Raw genomic sequence first — 24,653 nt, 5'->3', positions numbered from 1 at the left:
AGTGCTGGTGGTCGACGACTTCGACAGCTTTCGCATGACAGTGAGCCGCATGTTACAGGAGTTTGGCTGTCGGCAAGTGGATACGGCAGTGAGTGGTCAGGAGGCCCTGCGGTTGTGTGAGGCCACCGAGTACGATTTGATCTTGTGTGATTTTAATTTGGGGCGCGGCCGCAATGGTCTGCAAGTGCTAGAGGAGATGCGCCACACGCAGTTGCTGCGGCGCAGTACGCTGTTTCTCTTGGTGAGTGCAGAATCCAGTCGCGAAATTGTATTGGCGGCATCGGATTATGAGCCAGACGGCTACCTCACCAAACCCTTGAACGGCAAATCACTGCGGCAACGTCTGGACCGGGTGTTGCATCAACGCCAAGCCATGAAATCCATCTTTCGCGCCATTGAGGACAATTACCTCGATACCGCCATTGTGTTGTGTCTTCAGAAAATTGACGAGGGCAGCCGCTACGGTATTTTCTGCCAGAAATTATTGGGCACCCTCTATGTGAAAACCGGCCAGTTAGATCTGGCGGAGCAAGTTTATCGCCAAGTTCTTGAGGTGCGCGACATGGATTGGGCGCAAGTGGGCATGGCCCAAGTCAAACGGGCGCAAGGGGATATCGATACCGCCATCGATTGGCTCAATCAAATCGTGGATCAACACCCGCTGTGCATGCCGGCCTATGATGAACTGGCCGATTGCCATAACGAGTTAGCCCACAATGACGAGCGCCAAGCGATACTGGAGCGCGCTGTGGATGCCTCTCCTGCAGCGCTCTTGCGGCAGGCGACCTTGGCTGAAGTTGCCACCGCCAACAACGACAAAGTGACCGCTGCAAAAACCTATAAACGCGTGGTTAAGCTGTCTGAAAACTCAGTGCACGACAATGTCGACTGCCATCTGGCATTTACCCGAGCGGCAGCTGCCGTGTTTAGCGAAGATGATTCAGTAGGCCGCGATCTGCTGCGCGATGCCATCGCGGTTATCGATAAAGTTGAAAAAAAGTTTGGCAAGGATGAGTGTCGACACCGACAGCTGCAGCTGATTGAGTGCCAGCTGCAGATTCAGCAAGGCAATCAAAAGCGCGCCAACGAATTGTTTTTAGAAGCCAATAAAGATATGGAAAATCTAGGCTTGCAGGATGTCGAGACTGAATTGGACCGGGTGCTCGCAATGCAGGCGCTGGGGCAGCGCGACAAGGCACAAGCCAAGCTGAAAATGCTGGTTGAGGCCTTTGGCCACGACGAAGTGGCGCTGCGAAAAATCGATCGATTGCTCGAAGAACCGGTTAGCGAAGAGAGCAAGCAACAGGTGGCGCAAATTAACAAAGAGGGAATACGCCTGTACGAACAGCACGCATACCTCAAGGCGATCGAATGTTTTCAACGCGCCCGCCGACTGTTTCCCATGCATATGGGGGTGCAGTTAAATTTGGTGCAGGCGTTAGTGGGGCAAATGCGTACGGGCGATAACTCGCAAGAATGGATGGACACCGCGCTCAGTTGTCTCACGTCCGTGGAGGCCATGCTCACCGGCGGACACCCACAATTTCAGCGTTTTCGTCAGCTCCAGCAGATGGTTCGGCAGGTGGATGTCGAGCGTCAACAACAGCGAAGGGCGTGATTTAACCATGACTAAAAAAGCCCCCAATGGTCGACAGGATTCCGTGGCTGATTTTTCATTCATGCTCGCATCCAGTGTGCACGACATGAAAAATTCACTTGGCATGTTGCTCACTACGCTCGATGAAACAATGCGCGATATGCCAGCTAAAACACCGGAGCAGCAACAGCGATTTGCCACGTTGCAATACGAAGCCTCGCGCATTAATGGCGAGTTGATACAGTTGTTATCTTTGTATCGCATGAATTTGCAGGCGATGCCTATTCGCGTAGAAGAAAATTATGTGCGCGATGCTATCGATGATCAGTTAGCGCGCAACGACATGCTATTTGTGAGCCGTCATTTAAATGTAAATTTTAACTGCGACGAAGATTTGCTGTGGTACTTCGATAGCGATTTAGTGGGCGGCGTGCTGCACAATGTATTGGTCAATTGTGCACGTTATACGCGCAGCCAACTGTCCATTAAGGCGTGGCTTGAGGATTCAGGATTGTTCGTTCAGATCGAAGACGACGGGCAGGGCTATCCAGAAGCTATGCTGTCGCAGCCCGTTGACCTGGGGGCCAGTGTGTCCTTTGAGTCGGGCAGTACGAATTTAGGCTTGTATTTTGCGCAAACTGTGGCGCAATTGCACAAGGCGAAAGATCGCAAGGGTTCCATTGCTTTAGCGAATGGCGGCGACTTGGGTGGCGGCGTTTTCACGCTGTTTTTGCCATAGTGCACACCACTCTCCGACCAAGGTCTTACATTCAATCGATGCATCACTTGATAACCTGAGGCACTTAACGCGTCTTTTTCAGGTGGTGTCATGCAAGAAGTTTCCCATACTCGTCCACTGGCCGGCCGTCGCGCACTCGTGACCGGCAGTAGCTCCGGCATTGGCCTAGCTATAGCGGAGGCCCTAGCAAAAGCCGGTGCTGCGGTGGTGGTGCACGGATTAGTACCGCAGGCAGAGGGGCAGGCGCTGGCGGCCCAGATTGCGGACGCACACCTTGTGCCCTGTGTTTTTCTCGAGGGCGACATGAGTAATGCCGACGCTATAACCGGATTGATAGAGCAGGCGCAAGCGGCGCTTGGCGGGCTGGATATTTTGGTGAATAACGCCGGAGTGCAATTTACTGCGCGCACGGAAAATTTCCCCATTGAGCGTTGGCAGTCAGTGTTGAACATCAACCTTACCGGGTGTTTTGTGGCAATTAAGGCAGCACTGCCGGCCATGCAGCAGCAGGGCTTTGGCCGTATTGTCAACATCGCATCGGTGCACGGACTGGTGGCCTCCGTTGAAAAGGCCGCGTACGTGGCAGCTAAACATGGTCTGGTGGGGTTGACTAAAGTGGTGGCGCTGGAAAATGCTGAGCAGGGCATCACCTGCAACGCCATTTGCCCGGGCTGGGTCGACACGGCAATTGTGGCCAAACAAGTCACCGCCCGCGCCGAGCGCGACCAGCTAACGGAAGCGGATGCGCGTCGCGCTCTGGTGCAAGACAAACAACCCATGAGTCGAATGACTGCGCCAGCTGCCATCGGCGACTTGGTTCGCTTTCTGTGCTCCGACAGTGGGCAAACGTTAACGGGTGCGGCCCTGCCCGTAGATGGTGGTTGGACGGCGCAATGAGCGTTATGATGTGCGCTACCGCGTGCAACGAGTTTTATACAACGCCCATGCCTTTGTTACTGCTTGCCGATGATCACCCGCTGTTTCGCACCGCGCTCAAACAAACCCTGACCCAGTCAGCGTTGGTGGATGCGCCACAATGCGTAGAGTGTGAAGACCTTGCCGCTGTGCAGGCTCAGTTGGAGGCGGGTCTAGAGCCCGATTTGATTTTGTTGGACCTGCACATGCCCGGCACGCTGGGCTTTGCGGGGCTTGCCAGTTTACGCGGTTGCTACCCGGAAATTCCCGTGGCAATTGTCTCAGGCGATGACAGCTATCAGCGCGTGATGCGCGCCGAGCAATTGGGTGCCTCTGGATTTATTTCTAAGTCATTGGCGCCGGCGGAGTTGGAATTGGCTATTAGTCGCCTACTGGCTGGCGATGTTTGGTTTGAAAAAACCGATGGTGAAATCAATGACGATGTGGAGGATGTGGCCGAGCGCATCGCGAGTTTAACGCCGCATCAATTTCGCGTATTTTCCTTGATTTGCGAAGGTCGACTCAATAAACAAATCGCCTTCGAGATGTCCATCGCAGAACCGACGGTTAAATCCCACGTAACCGCGATTATGCGCAAGCTGGGTGTGAGAAAACGAACGGAAGTCATTTTGCTCGCCCAGAAGTTAGCCAGTTAATTCTCCAAATAAACCCGTCACCTAGTTTGTCAATTCCTAGGGTATATCTGCGTGCAGGCGTTGCGCATCGCCTCAAGGCGTGGGCGATGGTGTGTTCCGCTGTTTGAGTAGGCGCGCCATGAGTGCGCGCAAGGCCGCTACCTTGACCGGTTTTTTCAAAAAATAAAATCCCGCAGCGCGGGCTTCGGCTTTTACTTGATCGTCGTAGTCTGCAGAGATAATGATGGTGGGCGTATGGTGCCCGAGCAGTTTATGCAGGTGTGCAGCTACCTCAACGCCCTGCGTATGTTCAGTGAGGTGGTAGTCGGCCAGGATTAATTCGGGCGTAAACGTCGTCAAGAGTTGCTCTGCCTCGGTGGCGCCAAGTACGCCGCGCACATCGCAGCCCCAGGGCGCGAGTAGTGACTGCATAGCTTCTACGATGGCGGGCTCATTGTCCAAGCAGAGTACCTTTAAACCATCAAACTGTGCTCCCTGTCGGCTACCGGCACTGCGCGGCGCAATGCGTCTTGGGCTGGCATCGCTGAGGGGTAAGGTCAAACTGAAGCAGCTACCGCGTCCGGGCGTAGAACGCAGTGCGATTTCGATACTTAAAAGTTTGCACAATCTTTCCACCGTGGCCAAGCCCAATCCAAGTCCGCCGTCTTTGCGATTGTCGTTGAGTCGTTTAAATTCAACAAAAATTGCATTCTGATGCTCGGCGGCGATGCCTACGCCGGTGTCCCACACCTGCACCACCAGGTTGCCCCCACGGCGCCGGGCAGACATCAGAATGCGACCCTTTTCGGTGTAGCGAATGGCATTGGATAACAAGTTTTGAAGTACTCTGCGCAGCAGTTTGAAGTCCGTACAGGTTGTCCAAGTCGCACTGTGCACGCTGAGGCTTAAGCCCTTAGCTGCAGCTTGGAGTTGGAAGTCTTGCTGCAGTCCATCCAATAAATCCTTGATGTGAAACGCTTCAGGTGAGGGCGTAATGGCGCCGGCATCGAGCTTGGCTATAGCCAATAATTCACTGATGATGCTATCGGCAGCGTGGAGTGATGAGTCTAAATGTTGCAGCGTTTTTTGCAGTTGCGCCATTGGCATGAGATTGCTGTTAGGTGAAAACTGTTGCAGCAGTGCATTGGTGAAAAGCTTGGCGGCGTTGAGCGGTTGCACCAAATCGTGTCCGGCGGCGGCCAGAAAGCGCGTCTTGCCGGCATTGGCGAGTTCCAGTTGTTGATTGGATTCCTGTAACTCTGCCGTGCGCGCGCTGACGCGTTGTTCCAGCAGGTTGCGATGTTCCTCCAGTGCATCGAGGGTGCGTTGGTAGTCGGTAATATCGGTGAACGTTGTCACAAAGCCACCACCGGGCATGGGGCTGCCGCGCAACTCCAAAACGCGACCATCGCTGTGCGCGCGTTTGACCACATAGGCGCTGCCCTCAGCCATGTAGGTCAAGCGCTTTTGTACAAACTCCTCGACGTCATCGGTGTCAGAAATGTTGAGATGAATGGCGTTAAAGCGCAGCAGGTCAGCCACATGCCGACCCACGTGCACCAAATCTTTCGGGTAGTCGAACAGTTCGAGATAGCGACGATTCCATGCCACCAGGCGCAGGTTTTTATCGACCACGCTAATGCCTTGGCTGATGTTGTCGATACTGGCTTGTAATAATTCACGGGAGAAGTGGTAGATCTCTGAGGTTTCATCGAGCAGCGGCGCAGGCGCCGCGCCGCGCGCGTGCTCAACCACGTGATGGGCCGATACCGAACCGATCACGCCGGCTAGCATGTTTTCAACAAATTCCACATAGGCGGCGTCTGCCTGTGCTTGTGGCAGCAATGTTTCTGGGTATTGTGCGAGCGCGAGTCGCGCCTGCTCCGGGCCTAAAAACTTTCCGGCCAGTGCCTGTAATTGGTAGACGGGCAAGCTTTCGGCAGGTTCAGTGCTGGGCACTTCCACGTTTTGTCGCCAGCGGCTGAAGGCAATCACCGTGAAAATGTTGGCACATAAACTCCAGATAACACCGTGACTGATACTCGATAGACCTTCTAGGCCGAGCAGTGCAGTAGGGCGCAACCATTGAATTCCCGCGGGTCCGAAATTCAATAGTGCGTCGTCCAGCCAACCTGCACGCACGAGCATGGGCAACAGTAAGGTGTAACACCAAAAACCAAAGCCGATGGCAATGCCCGCCAGTACCGCCGAGACGTCTTTGCGGCCGCGGGCAACGGTTAGCCACAGGGCCGGTGCAAATTGCGCAACCAATGCAAAGGAGCTCAAGCCAATGGCGCCCAGCGCGTTGTTGTTGGCAAATAGATGGTAGTAGCCGTAGGCAAACAGCATAAGCACGAAAATGATGGTGCGACGAACCACGCGCAATTGCACGCTGATGTCGGCGCTGGGGTGGCGCTTAAGCCAGCGTTTTTCCAGTAACACGGGCACCACCAGCTCGTTGCTGATCATGGTGGCCATGGCCACGCAGGCCACAATAACCATGCTGGAGCCGGCCGATAAACCGCCCAAATAGGCCAGCAGTGCCAGGTCGGGTCGGTCGTTGGCGAGTGGCAAGCGCAGCACAAAGTGTTCAGCGGATATGGTTAAGTTTTCAAAACTTAAAAGACCACCGTAGGCGATTGGCAAAATGCAAATGCCAAACAAAATCAAATACAGCGGGACCACCCAGCGCACGGTGTCGAGATCGCGTTCCGACTCGCTTTCAACCACCAGCACATGGAATTGGCGCGGCAAGCAAATAATGGCAATCATGCCAAGGACAGTGGCCGCGATAAATCCTTGGTCGGCATCGTGACTGGCCAGTAGTTTTTGCACGCCGTCATTGTTGATGGCTTTGAGGGTTAAATCTGCGAAGCCATCGAATAGGTTGTAGGTGACGAACCATGCAATGCTCACAAAAGCGGTAATTTTAATCAGTGCTTCAAAGGCAATGGCAATCATTAGACCGTTGTGATGCTCGCGCGCATCGAGATGGCGAGTGCCGAAGGCAATGGCAAACATGCCAAGAATCATCGCAATATAAAAAGCGGTATCTTGCACGACGGGCACATCGAGCAAGTAATGGGAGTGCACCATGTTATCAGTGAGTACATGGAAACTTTCGGTGATGGCTTTCAGTTGCAGTGCGATGTAGGGAATGAGCAGAATCAGGCAAATCACAGTGACAATAACCGCCAGCGCGCGCGAGCGGCCAAAGTGCATAGCCAGATAGTCGGCGAGTGACGTGGCATTGCCTTTTTTGGCCGCGATAATCAGTCGCTTTAGCGGTGCTGCCATAAATACCAGCAGCACAATCGCGCCTAAAAATGTGGGCGGAAAATACCAACCGTTGTAGGCGGCCTGAGCAGTGGTGCCGTAAAAGCTCCACGCACTGCAGTAGATGGTGGCAGCCAGACCAATGATGAACGGTTTAAAGCGCCGGATGGTGGATTCGGCAATGCGATCGCCCCACCAAGCAATGGCAAAAAGTAGGAGCAGATAGCCCAGCGACAACAGCAGTAATTCAAAATAACTCAGCATGATTTTTTGCTATAAGTTGTGCGCAGGGCGTACCCGATGCGGCAGGTCTACTTCAGTTGAACCCCCGCACGAGTAACTACCAGTGGCCGATTGGCCGAAGACGCATTCATGGTGTCTGCATTTAATGCAATTGCCGGCAGGCTGGCAAGGGGCAGGCTTGGATCTTGAACGGGGTTGGCCTGCACCGTTTGGCTGGGTGGTAGTGCCTTGCCGTCGGTGAGGTGCGCGAGCATTTGATTTAACGCCTGCTCATAGTAAAAGTGCATGGGGACGTAGTGCATGCGCATCGGGGCATAGTTGAGTAGGGCATCGAAATGCTGGCCGTGGCTGATTTCAACATAGCGCAGACTGGGTTTGGCGGCTGCGCGCTGGTGCAACGTGGCGTATGCCCGACCCAAGTGATTTACCTGAATCAGATTGTCACCCGTGCCCTGAATGATCAGTGCCGGTTTGCCGCGCAAATCGCCGCTCATGGCGAGAGTATTTACGACGGTGCTCACAGCTTCACTGTGTGCAAGTGTGTGGAAGCAACGCAGCGCTTGATACCCTAAGTCCGGTTGCCCTGCAGCATTGCGAGAGAAATAGAGGGATTTTGGGCCACCCTCTGCTTGATCATTGATAAGGGTTATGCCGCCGGTAGGTACCACGCCACTGCCGTTGCCAAATAATCCGGCCTTTACGGCTGCAGCCGTGGCTACCGGTGTACCCTGGGCGTCGACAGAGGCATAGCTTACGCCGCACTGGTGATCTTCGACGCGGGCGCCGAGGTAGCTATTGAGATAGTTGACGACGTACGCCTCCCATAAGCTAATGGCGGCCGAGGTAGTGACCATCGGTTGCGCAGCATTGGTGAGTCCGAGCGCAGTCAACTGCTGTAACGCTTCGGCAGCCTGTTGCTCTGTGGTTTCGGCAGTCAGGTACCCATCGGCCTTAAGTTGGCCGCAGCGCGTAGCAAAGTGGTGCTGAAAAAGCGGTAGCTGATAGGCTGCCAGCGGGGACGGTAGCCCCTCGGCCAAGGCGGCACATGGGCCGAGCAGGGCGGTGTGTGTTGCCAGCTGTGGCAATGACAAGATTTTTTGTTTTTGGCCGTTAACCGAAAACGCCATCTGGTTTGGAAGGAACACGTTGGGCTCTGAAACCACCACGGCGTCCAGCCACCCCTGATCATCCTCCTCAGCCGCGCGCAACAGTGCACCGCCACCGTTCGAAATGCCCGCGCCAATGACCGTGGTATTGGTTCGGGTGTAAAACTGTTTCTCCTGTGGTTCGGCAGAGTGAAATTGGTTTAATACATAAAATCCAAATTGGGCGGCTTGCAGTGCAAAATGTCCCCAATCCATTTCCAATTGCTTGCCGCTGTGGGCATGTTTTGTGGCGACGCGGTGCGGGTAGGATTGTTGAAAGTCGGCCCGTGTGGTCGTGGCCGCCGCTTTAAAATGTACGCTGGCGTGATTGTCGGCTACTAGCGTGCCATCCACAGCCTGAGCTTGGCCGCTGTCTAGAAAATGAAAGCCGGTGCCGGTGCCCTTATCTGTGGTGGCAACGGCGCAGCCTTTGTGGAGTGCCCAGCTGCCCACTACGCCAACGGCGCCATAAATTCCTCTCGAGCCTGAAGAGGCGGTGACGACTAAACAGGGTTGCTTAGTGTCGAAACTGTCGGGCACTTGCACCATCAACAAGTTGGCAACCGAGTGATCGTTGTAGCGCACCGGCATGAGGTATTCGCGACCCGCGACGGGTGTGTCGATGGCATCGGCATAGAGTCGCCCGAATCCGTCGGCATCATTTAACGCTAACAGGGCGCGGTAATTTTCATAGTAAGCGCGCCGCCGAAGTTCCGCCGGCGTGGGCGCTTCCGCATCTTGGTAGCTGGGTGCGGCGCCACGCAGGCCCGCCAAACCCAAACCGGCAGTGGCGAGATCATCGGTCACGCCGTCAGCAACGTGCACGCGAATGTCATCCACGGCGAAGGTGGGCTTGCGGGCTTCCTCTGGTCGCAGATTGGATTGTGAAAATTGTTCGGTACACGCCAGCAATGCGGCGACCATTGGCAATAGCGGGGTAAGCCTCATGGGTTGTCCTTAAAAGACGATGAATAAAAAGAGCGCCAATATCGTGCCCAATACGGGTACCACCACCGTAAGTGCACCCATGGGTCCGTAGGCATCCTTATGGGTCTCCCCGCAAATGGCGCGAATGGTGGTAACTACATAGCCGTTGTGTGGCAGCGAGTCTAACGCCCCTGAGGAAATCGCGACCACTCGGTGCAGGGCATCCGGATTGACGCCCGCATCGAGATAGTGGGGCGCCAACTCGGGCAGCGCAATACTTTGGCCGCCCGACGCCGAACCGGTCATGGCGGCTATCACCGTGACGGCAATGGCGGCACCGATGAGCTCATTACCCGGTATGGAGGTGATGCTGGTGACGGCCAGCGCAAAGGCGGGCGACGCCTTTGCCACTGAGCCAAAGCCTACCACGGCGGCGGTATTGGCAATGGCGAGTAGGGCGCCGGTAGTGCCGGCGGTGATGATAGCGTCTAGCCCAGAAAAACTGCGTAGGGCCAAGCCCCAAGCCGCCAAGCAGCCTGCCAATAAGGCAAGAATGAGCGCGTATTGCGCGAAATATTCATGGCAGAAAAAGGTGACGCCTAACACGGCCAAAATGGGCGCCGCGGCGGCAAAGCGCGAGGGCAGTGGCTTGTCTTGTAATTCGGGGTCGTCTACCCGCGCTTGAAAACATTCGCCACGGGCAACGGCTTTGCGCATCATGGCGTTGAGCCAAACGAAGCCCATGGCTGCCATGGCAATGGCCACCACCAAGCTGACTTCCCAGCCGGCATAGGGCGACGTGCCGAGGTATTTTATGGGTATCCAGTTTTGAATTTCAGGGCTGCCGGCGGAGGTCATGGTGAAGGTTACCGAGCCAAAGGCCATCACAGCGGGAATGAAACGGCGCGGCAAATTGGCTTGGCGAAATAAACTCACCGCCATGGGGTAGGCCGAAAACGCCACCACAAACACACTCACGCCGCCATAAGTTAGCAGCGCACAGGCGAGTACCACGGCCGCGGTGGCGTGTTTCATGCCAAGCCACTGGACAATATCAGAGGCGATACGATCGGCGGCGCCAGAGGATTCCATTAATTTGCCAAACAAACTGCCTAACAAAAACATAAAAAACCAGGCCGCAATAAAATCGGTGAAGCCATTCATGTAGGCGTGAATGAAGTTATCTCCCTCGCCGACGGGAAGTAGCGGCAGACCGGCACACAGTGCCACGATCATGGCAGTGATGGGGGCCGCGATGAGCAGGTTCATGCCCTTAATGGTCAAATAGATCAACAGACCCAAGGCAAACAGCAAACCCAGCAAGCTGAACATAGGCTTTTCCAACGATTCATTATTGTTAGGGGTGCCCATTATGGCGAATGGTTGCGACAGAGAAACTAGACCTTGGTATGGTCGACCTGAATCCCTTTACTAGAACTGATGTTGCCTCATACCAAGGTCGTGCATTCAAAACGCCACTAGGCCAGTACACTGTGGTGAAACATCGGGGTAGCCCCATGTCTGCGAGCAATGAAGATATCCATAACAATAGATAAGGTAGATCACATGACTAGCTACACATTTAATGCTCAGCCTCTGGCAATGGCGATTGCACTGGCCGCCGGCATCGCGCTGCCCGCCACTGCAGAAATTGCACTTGAAGAAGTCGTGGTGACGGCGCAAAAACGCGAACAGTCGCTACAGGAAGTGCCCGTCGCGGTTACCGCCATTGGTGAAGACGCGCTGATGCAGAACGGGGTTAGCGACATCACTGACGTGCAAAAGCTTTCGCCCAACACCACCTTACAAGTAGGGCGCGGTACCAACTCGACGTTGACTGCATTTATTCGAGGCATTGGACAACAAGACCCTTTGTGGGGCTTTGAGCCAGGTGTAGGTATTTACGTAGACGATGTATACATCGCGCGCCCACAGGGTGCGGTAATGGATGTTTTAGACATCGAGCGCATTGAAGTATTGCGTGGCCCGCAGGGGACTCTGTACGGCAAAAATACCATTGGCGGCGCCGTGAAATACGTCACCAAGCGCATGAACGAGGAAACCCGTATTACGCTCAGTGGTGCTCTGGGCAGCTTCAATCAGCAGGACGTGAAATTGGCGGGCTCAACGCAAATTGCTGACGGTGTTTACTTTGGTGGCGCTATCGCTAGCTTCCAACGAGATGGCTACGGTGAGAATGTGCTGACCGGTAAAGATCAGTACGACAAAGACGTGTTAAGCGCGCGGGTTGCAATGGAGTTCACGCCCACGGATACCGTTTGGATTCGCGTGGCCGCAGACCAAACAACTGACAACTCCTCGCCTAAACACGGCTATCGTATGAATGCTGACCTCACGGCTGCGCCGGTGTTAGATAGTGTTTACGATACCGAATCAAACATGTTGCACGACAATAGCGTCGAAACCAGCGGCTTTTCTTTGACGGCCGAATGGCAGTTATCTGACAGCTTGGTATTGAAATCTATCACTGCCTACCGCGAGGGCGAAACGGAAACAGCTATCGACTTCGACAGCGTAAACCGTCCCGATTTTGATGTGCCTGCGTTCTACAAAGATGACCAAACCACACAGGAATTCCAGCTCAACTGGGAGGGCGACAACGCCAATTTGGTCAGCGGATTGTATTACTACGATGGCTCCGCCACCGGTGCGTTTGATGCCGTGTTGGGTTTCATTAATCTCACCCAACAAGTCGCGGGCAGCGTGGACACCAAGAGTCTGTCTGCATACGCTCATTACAACTGGCAATTCGCTCCGGACTGGAACTTGAGCTTGGGCGGACGCTACACCCAAGACAAAAAAGATGCTGAAGTGTATAAAGCAAACTTTTTGGGCACTTACAGCCCGCTGTTCGCCGGTAAGTACAATGCCGGGCAACCCGCGGCAGTCTTTTTGAATACTTTAACGGATTATTCAAACGATGACTCTTGGAGCAAGTTTACCCCGCACGTGGGGATTGACTACCAAGTGAACAGCGACCTGATGGTGTATGCCACTTACAGCACCGGCTTTAAGAGCGGCGGCTTTGATATGCGTGGCGACGCCGCAAGTCTGCCTTCAACCGTCGACGGGTTTGATCCAGAGACGGTGACCAGCTATGAAATGGGCGTTAAAAGTGACTTGTTCAACAATCGCCTGCGCCTGAATGCTGCGGCGTTTTACGCAGATTACACCGACATGCAAGTTACCGTGCAAGCCTTTACGCCCGGCGGTGGTTTCTCAAGTGCGGTGTTGAATGCCGGTAAATCGCGCATTCAAGGCGTAGAGTTAGAGGCCTCCTTGGCCATGACTGAAAACTTGTTGGCCAACATGACCTTGGGTTATGCGGATACTGAATTTGTTGAATTCATTTCCGGCGGTGTCGATGTTTCCAGTGATCGCGATATGCAAAATACACCGGATACCACAGCGATGTTGCAGCTAAACTACACGCTGCCCTTCGCCAGTGGTGCGGAGCTAGTGTTTAACCCCACGCTTTCCTATCGCGCTGAAACGCAAATTTTTGAGACGCCAAGCCAAATCGACCAGGATGCTTACACCTTGTTTGATATGAGCGCCACCTTCTACAGCAGCGATCAAAAGTGGCAGTTGAGCTTGGTGGGTAAGAACTTAACTGATGAAGAGTATCGCGTTGCGGGCTACAACTTCGGTGGTGCGTTTGTCACTGGTTTCTACGGTGCGCCTCGCACCATTGCTTTGTCTGGTAATTACAATTTTTAGTGTGTCTCGCTCGACCGTTTAAGGCGGCAATTTAGTCGCCTTGTTTTACCCTTTATGCTCCCTACAGAGTGATTGGCCCGCAGTGCGGGCCTTTTTTATGGATCGGCATAAATGCTAAATTGATGTCCAGTCTGACTGAATCTAGCAAGTGGAGGGCATGCGGCAGTGGAGATTCGATGCGCGCAATGCGCGGATTTATTGGCATTGGACGCCTTGGAACGTGCTGCCTTTGATGGCCATGGCTACCCCAAATTTTTCTTTCGGCAGGCCATAGATTGTTGGCCGGAAAAATTATTGGTTGCTTGTAGTGCGGGGCAATTGGTGGGTTATGCGCTATGGGCACATGCCGATAGCGATGATGCATGGCTGTTGTCACTGGCGGTGGCGGAGTCATGGCGAGGGCAGGGCGTTGCTCAAGCGCTGGTGCGACAAGTTTTGCAAGCAGCCACTGGGTGCAGGCAGTTATTGTTAACCGTAGACCCTGAAAACATTGCTGCAGTGATGCTGTATCAACGGTTAGGGTTTCATTCTATACGGAGCGAAGCCGGCTATTTTGGCGCAGCCGGTGCACGTAGTGTGTATGCCCATTCATTACCCTTCGAGTGCTAGCTCAATGCTGTGAGTTCAGGCAACCGTGTGTGGCCCCCCAGACAACAGAAAGTCGTCGAGGCATGTCCGATGTCAGCGGGCTGGTCTGTGACGTTAAAAGGGGATCGGTCTTAGGTACTACCCCGTTTGCTGTATCGCTCCTCTTGGCCATTAGTGGTGCAAAGGTGGCAAGGGCGCCGCATTTACGCCTCTCAAGCCAATCTTTCTCCGGCTGCACGAATATTAATTATTTACCTATGCATATGACTGGGATTAATCCTACGGTCATTAAAAAGTGCAGAAATGGGTGTTTTTTGAACGATACGGGCCTATCATTAAGCCAATGCTACATTTAATGACTATTGTATATTTCGTGACTATCGTTTCTTTGTTGCTGGCGTGACTTTTGGTCAATGTAAGGCTTTACTGAGATATGGCAGGTGGGCTCCGATCGGGTTCCATTATTGTTTAGCACTATGCAAGTTGAGTCAGGGCTGGGAGTGAAGGATTGGATACACAGTGTTTTAGCCGATTGATGTTGGACGGCGTTGCCGGTCAGCTCCACACCATAGATCAAAGCTTGCAAGAGATTGTAAAGGTGATTCGCGCCTACATGGGTATGGAGGTTGCGTTCATTGCAAAATTTGTGGAGAACCGCCGCGAGTTTAGATGGGTCGATGTCGCTACGGATACGCACCCTGTGAGACCAGGCGCAGGGGACCCATTAGAGTCCACCTATTGTCAGCGTATTGTCGATGGGCGTTTGCCAAGTATTGTGCCGGATACGGCGGAAAACCCAATAACTCGCGGCCTTGATGTGACTGATGCATTGGGCATTGGCTGCTACATGGGCGTGCCGGTTGAATTACCCAACGGCGATCTCTACGGGACCTTGTGCTGTTTTAAAGCAGAGGCCGATACCAGCTTAACGCGTCGAGATCTCAATTTCGTTCAAGCCTTTGCAGGGCTGGTGGGCCGTTTAATATTTGATAACTGTCAATCGGCGCTAGCGAATGAGCAAGTTAAAGAAACTATTGAAGAAATTCTTGCTAAGGATAATTTGACCACCTACTTCCAACCTATTTTCAATAGTAAGGAAGGTCGAATTACCGGATTTGAAGCACTTACTCGGTTTAACACCAACCCCTATCGCCCACCTAACGAGTGGTTTGATGAAGCCATTCAAGTGGACATGAGCGAACAGTTGGAAATGGCGGCCATTGCGTTGGCGTTGAAGTCTACAGGTAAATTATCCGCTGGTTGTTATATCGGCCTTAATGTTTCGCCGGCTCATATTCTAAGTGGCGCATTGCATCGCACGCTATTGAAAGCGCCAAAGGCAAAAATTGTTATAGAAATTACCGAACATGCGCCGATTGACGATTATCCGGCTTTGCGAAAAGCGTTGGCGCCTTTGCGTGCTGCTGGCGCTCGGCTCGCTGTCGACGATGCCGGTGCAGGTTATGCGAGTTTTCAACACACGTTAGAACTAGATCCAGATTTGATCAAACTCGATATCAGTTTAATTCGCGATATCCATCAAGACCCCAAGCGAAGGGCCTTGGCGACGGCACTTGTGGCTTTTGCGCGCTCGGTCGGCGCAGAGGTCATCGCTGAGGGCGTAGAGCAGGCAGCGGAGTTGCAAGCACTGAACACATTGGGCGTTCACAAGCTGCAAGGTTATTACATTGGACGGCCAATGCCACTGAGTGAAGCGGAACAATTTCTGGAGCAGAAGCGGTGTTCGGTTGGCTAACGGACGTGAGTTATGGCGTGTCGCTTAAGATATTCGGGTTTTCAAGCCAGATAACGTGTCGCTCAATTCGATAGGTGATATTGAAGCGCAAACGTCAAATTTTCTTGTTGTATCTTTCACGGATATTCCTGCGCAGTCGCAAGGCTTGGCAAACGCCAGTGCACTGGGAGTAGGGCGTTTGTGCAGATAGTCGCGCTTACGGTTGCGGAGCGGGTTGTGGCACCCCGAAGGGCGCCCGAGGCCCAGTGCCCATTAGCCCGCTTGTGCGAGGCTGGCCACATTGCTTTCTGGCTCTGCCTGCGGCAGGTCCTTTACTTTTTTAAGGGCGCTCATTAAATCTTGACGGTTGTCGATCAGACGCTCTGCAAGGGCTTCAATGGCGCTCTCTGTGAGGCCGGTGTCCTCTTCACTGATGAGATCTACAATGGTGTAAACGCAGTCGAGTCGCTGGTCGTGTGCATCTGCCAGTTTCTTGTCCATGTATTCTCCTGCCTGTTCGCCGTTGCGTTTTAACACGCGGTATACAATTTCAATGGCCATGTCTTTTTTATCTCCATGGTGAATGGTGGTGGCCACTCTACTGTATTTATCTGTATAAATAAACAGTATTTTGCTGCGGGTTGAGTGGCCTTTTAAAACTCGGGCGGGCATTCCAGGTGCAGCTGTTCGCCATTGGGGTGCACGAGCGAAAGCCTATCGGCGTGCAGGCATAGCCGGGGGGCTGCGGCCTGCACCGCTTCATTGCCGTAAAAGCGGTCTCCTAAGATGGGGTGGCCAAGGCTTAACATGTGTACCCGCAGTTGATGAGTGCGGCCGGTGCTCGGGGTTAGCGCCAGTCGACTGTGGCCCACTGCGGTATCGAGGACTTCATATTCTGTGTGCGCTTGCTTCCCATGTGGGTCCGGGCGCCAGAGAGGCACGCGGTCTTTATTGGGTGCCAGGGGCGTGTGAATGTGGCCGGCCGGCGGCGATGGCTGGCCCCACACCAAAGCTTGATACCGTTTGCGCACTTGACGTTCTTGCCACTGGATCTTTAGCGAGCGCTCGGCGGCCTTGGTGCGAGCTAGCGTCAATAAGCCCGAGGTGTCGCAATCGAGCCGATGAATTAAAAACAGCGCGCCATACTGCTGTTCCAGTCTGCTTAGGGCGCAGTCGTGGGTAATTGGGTCGATGCCGGGATTGGACAGAAGACCACTCGGCTTATTCACTACTAACAGCTCATCGTCACAGAATATTGTGTCTGGTAGTCCCGCCGGTGGTCGGTATTGGAAGCGCATCATTCGCCCGCAATTTCCAAATAGCGCCAGTAGGCATCGGAGTCGGGGTAGGCGGCGTTGATTAGCCATTGCATGGTGGATTCCAGCTGCTCGCGCAGCGTCCATGGTGGGTTGATCACGACCATGCCCGCGCTGCCCATACCGGGTAAATCGTGATTTCCGGTCAATCCGAACTCAAACAGCTGAATGCGCTTGATGCCCGTTTGCCGCAAACTGTATTCCAGCTGCTGCAGTCGACCGGCATCGACCACCGGGTACCAGAGCGCAAAAACGCCGGTGGCAAAGCGCTTATGGAGCGCTTGTAAATGGTTGACCACGGTTTGGTATTCGGTTTTCACTTCGTAGGAAGGGTCTATGACCACCAACCCGCGTTTAGTGGGGGGTGGCATGAGCGCAAGGCTGCGCTGATAGCCGTCTTCGTGAAAGCAGCGCACGCGCATATCGCCTCGAAATACTTCTCGCAAAAGGGGAAAGTCCGTGGGGTGCAATTCGCAGAGGGCGAGTTTGTCTTGGTCTCGCAGGCAATGGGCCGCAAACCACGGCGAGCCAGGATAGTAATGGAGGTTATTGCTTGGATTCAGTCGGGCCACTACCTGAAGATAATCGTCAAGTAACGGCGGAAGATCCTGCCGGCCCCACAATTTGCCGATCCCCTCATTGAATTCATGGGTCTTCAGGGCTTTGGCATCCTGTAAGTCATAGCGACCGGCACCTGCGTGGGTGTCCACATAGTGGAGTGGACCCGACTTTTTACACAGGTGGCGCAGGATGGCGATAATCGTCAGGTGCTTGAGGGTGTCGGCGAAATTGCCGGCGTGATAGGCGTGTCGGTAGCTGAGCATGGATTGGCTTCGCGTTTATCAAGGGCCGCAGTGTAACCGATTTACGCCATTTTCTCAGACTAGCGCCCGCTATGTTCTTTAGATGCTTGGTACTAATTTACTAGATTTGTGACGGCGGTTGGCTGCTTATAGCCACAAGTCTTATACAGCGCATTTGTAAAGAAGCAACTGGTCACCACAAATGCGATACAGCCTCTAAACTTGAGTTACTAGGTGGTATTCGAGGTTGTTATTGTGCAAATCGGTGGTCGTCAAAATGCACGGATCGGTGATCTGCTGGTTGAGCGTGGGGTCATATCTCACAAACAATTAAAGCAAGCGATTAAGTTGCAGCGTGCTCGTCGCGAGCAAGATATTCAATTCAACATTGCTCCGGATCCCAAGCGACATGCACTGGGGGCAATTTTGGTGGAGCTGGGCTACATCAGTCGCTGGCAACTGCGCCGCAATTTGAATTGGCAGATGGTGATGCGCAAAGCTGCCATGGTGATGGTTTTAGCTTCCCCCATCATGAATACTGCCTGTGGCGGTGGTGGCGGCAGCGGTGAGTCGGGCAAATCTGCTATTGTTCAGCCCGTTACATCGCCCACGGCTTCGCCTACCCCAACACCCACACCTACGCCCACTAATAGTCCGACGCCGACACCTACACCAGAGCCCACGCCGGAGCCGACGCCGGTGCCTGAAGGGCCTGTGAGTGTTTCCGGCCCGGTGACCGTCAATTGGAATACGCCGACGCTGCGCGAAAATGGAGATCCGTTGGATTTATCCGAACTGGGAGGGTACGAGGTGCGTTATCGGGAAGAGGGCGCGCCAGATTTTACTTACGTGGTGGTCGAGGGGGGCTGGGAAACCAGTAAGTACATTGGTGACTTGTATGGGAGTTATGAATTTGAAGTGGCTGCCTATGACAACAACGGTCTTTACAGCCAGTTTGTTCCCGGGCGTGTGAACGAGGGCTAATTTTTTACACAGTAGCGCGCGTGTCAAAGGAAAACGCCGAGCTCGCAGACCCGGCGTTTTTTGTCATTTATTCAGCTGCCATTGATATGGGGGCTATTTTTAAACGGGAGACACCAGATAGTTGGTGAGCTGTTGTCTTAAGAGGTCATCAATGGGTTTGGCTTTTTGAGTTGTGTAATCAAAGTGAACCAATGTTGTTCTACCTTTAGCCGCCAGAATGTCGGCCTGCCAGGCTTCTTGATAGACCTCAAGTGAACTGTTTCCCAGCCGTGAAAGCCCTGTTTTGATCAGCACATCTTTGCCGTAAAAAAGCTGGGCTGTAAAATCAACTTCGAAGCGCGCCAAAATTAACGGCCAGTTGTTGACGTCCAGAGTGGGCGTAAACAGTTCAAACACCGGTTGGCGTGCGTCTTCAAACCACACGGGCAGGGTAGTATTGCTCACGTGGCCAAGGGCGTCGGTTTCTGAAAAACGCGGCGCGATAACTTTTTCAAATAATTTGCTCATGGATTTTTCCCGAATCTCAAAGGCTGCGTAGCGTTAGCCCCAGCTGCGTCAATTCTTCTTTCTTGGCTGCATGTGACACGACTGCCGTGCTGGCTTTTTCTGGACGTAAATAGGTGGCAGCGACGCGTTGCAGATCTTCAAACGTCACCGTTAATACACGGCGGCGGAAATCTTCACGCAGGGCGCGAGTGCGGCCAAATAATTCTGCATGGAAGGTTTGTTTGGCCTCGCCAGCGGGGGAGCCTGGCTTGTCGATAGCACTAATGACGCCCAATACCGCTTCTTCAATCAGGCGTGGATCGGCCTTTTGCTGTGCCAACCAGGTGAGTGATTGATCAAAGTCTTGCAAGGTTTCCGCCAGGCGAGGGTCGCGGTAGGAATAAAACCGGAACGAGGCAATGTTGCTGTCTTGGCTGGCGCCACCACCGTAGGCTCCCCCCTGTTCGCGGATCGCTCGGTGTAAAAAATTATTTCGCAGATAACCCGCAAGCACCGTCAACGCCGGTGCATCGGCGTGAGTCATTGGCACGGTGGGGTAAGCCTTTGCACAGAAGTTAACCTGGCTGTTGGCGATCCAGGCATCATTGATAGTTTCATTGACCTCGGGCCAGCTAAAGGCCTGATGCTGATCGCTGGCGGGCATGTGAGCGCGCCAGTTGGCCAGTTGCTGGGTGAGTTCTGGCAGATGGGGGCCATCTGCCACCAGTAAAAATTGGCGGGGCGCGCATTTGACCTTTTCGTGCACAGCGGCCAAGCCGGTGAGCAAGGTTTGCAGTGCGGCGTCATCGGCCAAGGCGTCGTCCAGTTGCTTGATGTAAACGATGCGCTCTAACCCCGACAACTGGTGACTCAATTGCGCCGCGGCACAGTGACCGGCGCTTGCCGCCGCCATGGCCAGCGAATGGCCGTTGCCGGTGACCGCCTGTTCCCTGCGTGCGCGGATTTGCGCGACCAGTTCGCGCACGCGGTTGGCCTCATCGAATCGCACATCATCTAGCGTCGCTTGCATCAGGGCGGTGGCCTGGCTGTGATTGCGCGCGAGCGCTTTGGCCGAAAGGGTGAGGTAACCGCGCACACCGCGCACTGAATCGGGTGCCGCGCGCAGGCTTGAATACATGCTGAGCGTGCCGACGACTTGCGATTGCCATTGTTGCGTGGCCAGATAATCTTTGTCACCAACCCCAAGCTCTGTGACGCAGTAGGTGTAGATAGGCAGCAGATTAAACTCTTCGGCCGTCAACGCCGGCATGTCGATGATTGCCTGTTGGTATACCAAGCCGTTGGTGCCGGCGCGGTATTGGGTCAAGCGCGGTGCGGCTTCGTCGACGGCTTCTGGCGCCACATAGTGCAGGGCCTCTGGCACGTCCTCTAGGCCGACTTTGGGCAGCAACCCAGGGTCGTCGTCCTGCGCTTGGCGCGCCAATAGCGCCTGAGTTTGCTCGATAATCCGTTGCTTGTCTGTGTCATTGAGTTCCGCTTGCAGTGCGTCGAGTCGCGCGCGCTCCTCTGCGGCCTCTCGCTCGGCCTGTTGGTGGTCGGGCGTCATGACCAAGCGCAACCGATGGTTGTTATCGAGCAACCATTTTTTAACCAGCGCTTGGATGTAGCCCGGTTGATGAATTTTTTCGCGCAGTGCCGCCAGCGCCGGTTCCAGATTGAGCAGTGTCATTGGGTCACCGCGGTGGGTGGCGCTGGTGAGCGACGTCAAGATTAGCTGGAGACCGTAAGGGTAGCCGTCGCCACCAATTTCCCGTTGCTGGAGTTCTAACTGGTGCAGGCTGGCTTCAACTTGATCTAACGGCAGTCCTTCATCAGCCATTTTTTCGAAAACGGCGAGTACCTGCGCTTCAAAGGCGTCTGCATGCTCGGCTTCACTGCCGGCGATGCCACAGACGAAGGCCAGCTCTTTTTGTGAATCGTCGAGGCCGCACATCGGCGATGGCGACTTGCCTAATGGCGTGGTTTCGAGCAGGTGCTGTAGCGGGCTGGCGCTGTTGTCGAACAGTAAACTGGAGAGCAGCTGGGCCTCCAGCACGTCGTCTAAGTGCGTACTTTTTCCGAGCAACCAGCCCAGCACGATGTGCGTTTTTGCAGTCAGTGATTCATCGGCCGGTAGGGGATAAGTGGCGTTGGCCCGCTTGGGTGCGTCAAAGCGAACTTCTTCACCCACGGCAATGTGTTCGTCTAATGCTTCAAAGCGCGCGAGGGCTTGGGCTTCAAATTGCGCTTGCAGTTCCGTAGCAGGCAGGTCGCCATAGGTCATGAAAATGGCGTTGCTGGGGTGGTAGTGGCTTTTGTAAAACACCTGTAATTGCTCGTAGGTGAGCTCTGGAATGTGTTTTGGATCGCCACCGCTATTGTAATGGTAGGTGGTGGTGGGAAACAGATGGTGGCACAAGGTGTGCCAAAGCTGCGATGGCACTGCGCTCATGGCACCTTTCATTTCGTTGTAAACCACACCTTTATAGACCAGCGGCGAATCTGGATTGTCGGCTTGCTCAAATTCAACGCGATGGCCTTCCTGTGCGAAGTCCAGCGGGTCTAATCGGGCAAAAAAGACGGCGTCTAGGTAGACTTCTAACAGGTTCTTGAAATCTTTTTTGTTCTGGCTGGCAAAGGGGTAGGCGGTCCAGTCAGAGCTGGTAAAGGCATTCATGAAGGTGTTCAGGCTGCGCCGGATCATCATGAAGAAGGGATCTCGCACAGGGTATTTCTCCGAGCCACACAGCGCGGTATGCTCCAGAATATGCGCGACGCCTCTGGAGTCGGTCGGCACTGTGCGTAGCGCTACCAAAAAGACGTTTTCGTTATTGTCGGCGGCGATGTGTATATGCTGGGCGCCGGTCTTGCGGTGGCGGTACTCTTCCAGCTCAATATTCAGTGATGGGACGGCCTGGCGACGGATAAATTCGAATGCGGAATGGGCGTTCATGGGAAAACTGCTTTACCTGTTGAATGTGGGCTAATTGTAAACCTCGGCAGCCCACTGTGCGAACTGATTAAAAACTGGTCAAAAGGCTGCGAGATTGTCATTGCCGGTGGGGTTATAGACGCGCCATGGTTGCCAAGGCTATAGGTGCGCTAGGGCAGCAGGTGCGCAAGGGCAGCAGGTGCGCAAGGGCCGCCCCCATAGCAAACTGGCGGATATACCCTACATTGGGTTCAATACACTGGAGTTCAAGCGTGGATTTACCGATCTGGATAGAAACTTATAGCGCCGTCATTGGTTGCAGCTTGTGGCTGTTAGTGAGCTGGGTGAGCTATGCGCGCTTTGCGCACTATCGGGCAAAAAGGACCCATTGCTTGGCGTCCCAGTTACATGCGTTTCGTATCCTGTGGATGAAGCGTGTGATTCGGCGGGACAACCGCATTACGGACTCGTCTTTGCTCGCCAGTGTGGAGCGCAATGCGAGTTTTTTTGCCAATATTACCGTCTTAGTCATGGCCGGTATTGTTACGGCGTTAGGCAGTGCCAGCCAGGCCAATACAGTACTCAACGACCTGCCCTTTAGTGCGCCCTCGACACCGGTTGATACTGAAATTAAATTAATGCTGCTGTTTGTGATTTTCGCCTATGCATTCTTTAGTTTTACGTGGGCGATGCGGAAATTTGGGTTTTGTGCGGTGCTGGTGGGCGCCTTTCCATTACATGATGAGCCCACGAGCCAAGCCGAGCGCGATGTGTTTGCGATTAATACGGCGCGCATCATTGATCAAGCGGGGCATAGCTACAACGCCGGGCTGCGCTGCTACTACTTTGCCCTATCGTTTTTGGCATGGTTAATTAGCCCGTGGCTATTTTTGCTGGCGGTGTGGCTGGTGGTGGCGGTTTTGTATCATCGGGAGTTCCACTCAAAGGCGCTTAGAACATTGGTTGAAATCACCGACGGCATGTCAGAAATTAACGTGCAGCTTGATCGATGAGTGCTTGTTTTTGCGTTCGAGTAAGTTGTTTGATCTCCCATTCACGGCGCGAGGCGCTGGCGCGGTCGGGGCAGGGTTCTTGGTAACATAGTCGCTCAGGCGTTCGGCCGCGGAAATATTTGGCCCCGGTGCCTGCGCGATGCTGCTCGAATCGGCGCGCGACATCGGTAGTAATGCCGGTGTAGAGGCTGTTGTCACTGGCCTGAATGATGTAGACAAACCATTGTGTTGAAATCTGAGTCAAGGGGAGCACCGTGCTGGACTATCGAGAGTATTATCGCGAGTTTAACGCTATAGCCGACAAAAATAACTGGCGGCCACTCCACAGTCCGCGCAATTTGGCTACGGCAGTGCTGCAGGAGGCGGCCGAATTGAATGCCGAGTTTCAGTGGATGACAGACGAACAGTCCCATCAAGTGAGTACACAGGTAAAGGGCCGTATAGGCGCCGAGGTTGCCGATGTGGCGCTGTATCTGTTTGCCCTGTGCGAGGCGCTCGGCTTGGATTTGGACGCTGAAATTCAGCGCAAGCAATCGATCTTAACGGCACGCTCATAGACGCGTTATTTATAGGGTATACTTGGCTCCTTTCACTTGGCTCCTTTCACATGGCTTCAGTCACATTGCCCTGCGTACACATCTTCTAAACTCGCGGCTGTCCTATGGACATGGCTTCGCTTATGACAACGACACCTTCTTATGCAGCAAAATCCACCTGGCAGCAAACGTCCCCCCCTCGACAATGAAGACCGCAATTTTGACGATCTGGCGCCGCGTTTTGCTCGCAATGTCTACGGCGGATTGAAAGGACGGTTGCGGCTGGCGGTGTTGCAGCGCGATTTCAATGATCACGTGCAGCCGCTGTTAGATAGTGCTTCAGGCTTGGAGATCTTGGATGCCGGCGGCGGCCAAGGGCAGTTTGGCTTGAGTTTGGCAGGTCGGCACGCGCTGACATTGTGTGATATTTCCGCCGAAATGCTCGCACTTGCACGTGCCGAGGCGCAACAGCGCAATCTTGAAGGCGTTGCCTTTGAGCACGCCAGTGTACAAGATCTAGCCCAGCGTTCAGAGCATTGTGCTCGCTACCGGTTAGTGCTGTGCCACGCGGTGCTGGAATGGGTGGCGGATCAGCGAGGGCTCTTAGTTAACCTCAAAGAATTGGTGTGCCCAGGCGGTGTGCTGTCGTTGACATTTTATAATCGCCATGGGCTGGTTATGAAAAATTTATTGCGTGGCACCGAGCCCAAAATACTCTCGGGCGAGTTCCGGCCTCACCGTGGCAGTTTGACGCCCACGCGTCCACTCGATCCCGCAGAGGTATTGAGTTGGCTTGCAGACGATGGCTGGGAAATCCTGTGTCACAGCGGTATCCGCGTCTTTCACGATTACCAATTAACACCAGAAAGTCGGCACATGGCACCTGACAAACTCGAGGCTTTGGAGCTTCAGCTGTCGCAACAGGAACCCTATCGAAGCTTGGGTCGCTACCAGCATGTGCTGTTGCGCAGACCTAGTTTGCCTTCGACATCCAACGCTATTGTTTCATAGCGTCAGTCAATTCAGCTTTCGTTCAGCTTCA

20 protein-coding genes are annotated in these 24,653 nt (G+C 54.0%); 11 read left to right on the top strand and 9 right to left on the bottom strand.

The annotated features are described in order from the left end of the window. Nucleotides 1-7: 7 nt before the first annotated feature. The 4 genes from FHS30_RS09220 to FHS30_RS09205 all read left to right on the top strand — a co-directional run bounded on the left by FHS30_RS09220 (nt 8) and on the right by FHS30_RS09205 (nt 3,907). Nucleotides 8-1,618, top strand: a complete 1,611-nt coding sequence (locus FHS30_RS09220) for a response regulator (RefSeq protein ID WP_183910143.1) — start codon at nt 8-10, stop codon at nt 1,616-1,618. A 7-nt stretch (nt 1,619-1,625) separates the two neighbouring features. Then, complete coding sequence (locus FHS30_RS09215) at nt 1,626-2,336, top strand: sensor histidine kinase (protein WP_183910142.1); 711 nt, start codon at nt 1,626-1,628, stop codon at nt 2,334-2,336. 90 nt (nt 2,337-2,426) lie between these two features. After that, a complete protein-coding gene (locus tag FHS30_RS09210) occupies nt 2,427-3,233 on the top strand; it encodes a 3-hydroxybutyrate dehydrogenase (RefSeq protein WP_183910141.1) in 807 nt (268 codons plus the stop codon). Continuing rightward, nucleotides 3,230-3,907: a response regulator gene (locus FHS30_RS09205; protein WP_221197214.1), complete on the top strand. Its 678-nt coding sequence runs from the start codon at nt 3,230-3,232 to the stop codon at nt 3,905-3,907. The genes FHS30_RS09210 and FHS30_RS09205 overlap by 4 nt, the downstream gene beginning before the upstream one ends. Before the next feature lie 72 nt (nt 3,908-3,979). Here the strand turns inward: FHS30_RS09205 and FHS30_RS09200 are convergent, their stop codons facing one another. Genes FHS30_RS09200 through FHS30_RS09190 form a run of 3 tightly spaced genes read right to left on the bottom strand, consistent with a single transcriptional unit; the run spans nt 3,980 to nt 10,809 of the window. Next, on the bottom strand, nt 3,980-7,426 hold the full coding sequence (locus FHS30_RS09200) for a hybrid sensor histidine kinase/response regulator (RefSeq protein ID WP_183910140.1): 3,447 nt from the start codon (nt 7,424-7,426) through the stop codon (nt 3,980-3,982). Nucleotides 7,427-7,473: 47 nt separating this feature from the next. Next, nucleotides 7,474-9,498: a 3-hydroxybutyrate oligomer hydrolase family protein gene (locus FHS30_RS09195; RefSeq protein ID WP_183910139.1), complete on the bottom strand. Its 2,025-nt coding sequence runs from the start codon at nt 9,496-9,498 to the stop codon at nt 7,474-7,476. A gap of 9 nt (nt 9,499-9,507) precedes the next feature. Further along, on the bottom strand, nt 9,508-10,809 hold the full coding sequence (locus FHS30_RS09190) for a GntP family permease (RefSeq protein ID WP_183910138.1): 1,302 nt from the start codon (nt 10,807-10,809) through the stop codon (nt 9,508-9,510). Nucleotides 10,810-11,043: 234 nt separating this feature from the next. On the opposite strand from FHS30_RS09190, the gene FHS30_RS09185 reads away from it, so the two are divergent. From FHS30_RS09185 to FHS30_RS09175, 3 genes are all read left to right on the top strand, one after another. After that, nucleotides 11,044-13,218 (top strand): TonB-dependent receptor, encoded by a 2,175-nt coding sequence (locus FHS30_RS09185; protein WP_246341227.1) that lies wholly within the window; start codon nt 11,044-11,046, stop codon nt 13,216-13,218. Nucleotides 13,219-13,383: 165 nt separating this feature from the next. Then, entirely contained in the window at nt 13,384-13,827 is a 444-nt protein-coding gene (locus tag FHS30_RS09180) for a GNAT family N-acetyltransferase (protein ID WP_183910137.1), read from the top strand. Between the two features lie 487 nt (nt 13,828-14,314). Beyond that, on the top strand, nt 14,315-15,562 hold the full coding sequence (locus tag FHS30_RS09175) for a sensor domain-containing phosphodiesterase (protein WP_183910136.1): 1,248 nt from the start codon (nt 14,315-14,317) through the stop codon (nt 15,560-15,562). A 252-nt stretch (nt 15,563-15,814) separates the two neighbouring features. Here the strand turns inward: FHS30_RS09175 and FHS30_RS09170 are convergent, their stop codons facing one another. The 3 genes from FHS30_RS09170 to FHS30_RS09160 form a co-directional block, all read right to left on the bottom strand. Next, nucleotides 15,815-16,102 (bottom strand): YebG family protein, encoded by a 288-nt coding sequence (locus FHS30_RS09170; RefSeq protein WP_183910135.1) that lies wholly within the window; start codon nt 16,100-16,102, stop codon nt 15,815-15,817. 92 nt (nt 16,103-16,194) lie between these two features. Further along, nucleotides 16,195-16,770 (bottom strand): RluA family pseudouridine synthase, encoded by a 576-nt coding sequence (locus tag FHS30_RS09165; RefSeq protein ID WP_343048994.1) that lies wholly within the window; start codon nt 16,768-16,770, stop codon nt 16,195-16,197. Nucleotides 16,771-16,838: 68 nt separating this feature from the next. Continuing rightward, entirely contained in the window at nt 16,839-17,681 is an 843-nt protein-coding gene (locus FHS30_RS09160) for a 23S rRNA (adenine(2030)-N(6))-methyltransferase RlmJ (RefSeq protein ID WP_183910133.1), read from the bottom strand. 234 nt (nt 17,682-17,915) lie between these two features. On the opposite strand from FHS30_RS09160, the gene FHS30_RS09155 reads away from it, so the two are divergent. Beyond that, nucleotides 17,916-18,644: a fibronectin type III domain-containing protein gene (locus tag FHS30_RS09155; protein ID WP_183910301.1), complete on the top strand. Its 729-nt coding sequence runs from the start codon at nt 17,916-17,918 to the stop codon at nt 18,642-18,644. A gap of 99 nt (nt 18,645-18,743) precedes the next feature. On the opposite strand, the gene FHS30_RS09150 is transcribed toward FHS30_RS09155, so the two are convergent. Together FHS30_RS09150 and FHS30_RS09145 are read right to left on the bottom strand one after the other, a co-directional pair. Further along, complete coding sequence (locus tag FHS30_RS09150; protein WP_183910132.1) at nt 18,744-19,151, bottom strand: acyl-CoA thioesterase; 408 nt, start codon at nt 19,149-19,151, stop codon at nt 18,744-18,746. Nucleotides 19,152-19,167: 16 nt separating this feature from the next. Next, nucleotides 19,168-22,083, bottom strand: a complete 2,916-nt coding sequence (locus FHS30_RS09145) for an insulinase family protein (RefSeq protein ID WP_183910131.1) — start codon at nt 22,081-22,083, stop codon at nt 19,168-19,170. Between the two features lie 251 nt (nt 22,084-22,334). Here FHS30_RS09145 and FHS30_RS09140 point away from each other — a divergent pair, with 251 nt between their 5' ends. Then, on the top strand, nt 22,335-23,075 hold the full coding sequence (locus FHS30_RS09140) for a DUF599 domain-containing protein (protein ID WP_343048992.1): 741 nt from the start codon (nt 22,335-22,337) through the stop codon (nt 23,073-23,075). Here the strand turns inward: FHS30_RS09140 and FHS30_RS09135 are convergent. Further along, entirely contained in the window at nt 23,053-23,319 is a 267-nt protein-coding gene (locus FHS30_RS09135) for a GIY-YIG nuclease family protein (RefSeq protein ID WP_221197213.1), read from the bottom strand. The two genes, FHS30_RS09140 and FHS30_RS09135, sit on opposite strands and share 23 nt — an antisense overlap. 10 nt (nt 23,320-23,329) lie before the next feature. Here FHS30_RS09135 and FHS30_RS09130 point away from each other — a divergent pair, with 10 nt between their 5' ends. Further along, nucleotides 23,330-23,632, top strand: a complete 303-nt coding sequence (locus FHS30_RS09130) for a nucleotide pyrophosphohydrolase (protein WP_183910129.1) — start codon at nt 23,330-23,332, stop codon at nt 23,630-23,632. 141 nt (nt 23,633-23,773) lie between these two features. Then, a complete protein-coding gene (locus FHS30_RS09125; protein WP_183910128.1) occupies nt 23,774-24,622 on the top strand; it encodes a methyltransferase domain-containing protein in 849 nt (282 codons plus the stop codon). The last annotated feature ends 31 nt before the right edge of the window (nt 24,623-24,653 follow it).

The sequence above is a fragment of the Simiduia aestuariiviva genome (assembly GCF_014192475.1).
GTDB lineage: Bacteria > Pseudomonadota > Gammaproteobacteria > Pseudomonadales > Cellvibrionaceae > Simiduia > Simiduia aestuariiviva.
This window is presented reverse-complemented; position numbering and strand designations above follow the sequence as displayed.

Bases quoted from the DNA above. Each gene is read 5' to 3' on its own strand.
- FHS30_RS09215 (WP_183910142.1), top strand. From the start codon at position 1,626: ATGACTAAAAAAGCCCCCAATGGTCGACAGGATTCCGTGGCTGATTTT.
- FHS30_RS09210 (WP_183910141.1), top strand. From the start codon at position 2,427: ATGCAAGAAGTTTCCCATACTCGTCCACTGGCCGGCCGTCGCGCACTC.
- FHS30_RS09205 (WP_221197214.1), top strand. From the start codon at position 3,230: ATGAGCGTTATGATGTGCGCTACCGCGTGCAACGAGTTTTATACAACG.
- FHS30_RS09200 (WP_183910140.1), bottom strand. From the start codon at position 7,426: ATGCTGAGTTATTTTGAATTACTGCTGTTGTCGCTGGGCTATCTGCTC.
- FHS30_RS09195 (WP_183910139.1), bottom strand. From the start codon at position 9,498: ATGAGGCTTACCCCGCTATTGCCAATGGTCGCCGCATTGCTGGCGTGT.
- FHS30_RS09190 (WP_183910138.1), bottom strand. From the start codon at position 10,809: ATGTTCAGCTTGCTGGGTTTGCTGTTTGCCTTGGGTCTGTTGATCTAT.
- FHS30_RS09185 (WP_246341227.1), top strand. From the start codon at position 11,044: ATGACTAGCTACACATTTAATGCTCAGCCTCTGGCAATGGCGATTGCA.
- FHS30_RS09170 (WP_183910135.1), bottom strand. From the start codon at position 16,102: ATGGCCATTGAAATTGTATACCGCGTGTTAAAACGCAACGGCGAACAG.
- FHS30_RS09160 (WP_183910133.1), bottom strand. From the start codon at position 17,681: ATGCTCAGCTACCGACACGCCTATCACGCCGGCAATTTCGCCGACACC.
- FHS30_RS09150 (WP_183910132.1), bottom strand. From the start codon at position 19,151: ATGAGCAAATTATTTGAAAAAGTTATCGCGCCGCGTTTTTCAGAAACC.
- FHS30_RS09145 (WP_183910131.1), bottom strand. From the start codon at position 22,083: ATGAACGCCCATTCCGCATTCGAATTTATCCGTCGCCAGGCCGTCCCA.
- FHS30_RS09125 (WP_183910128.1), top strand. From the start codon at position 23,774: ATGCAGCAAAATCCACCTGGCAGCAAACGTCCCCCCCTCGACAATGAA.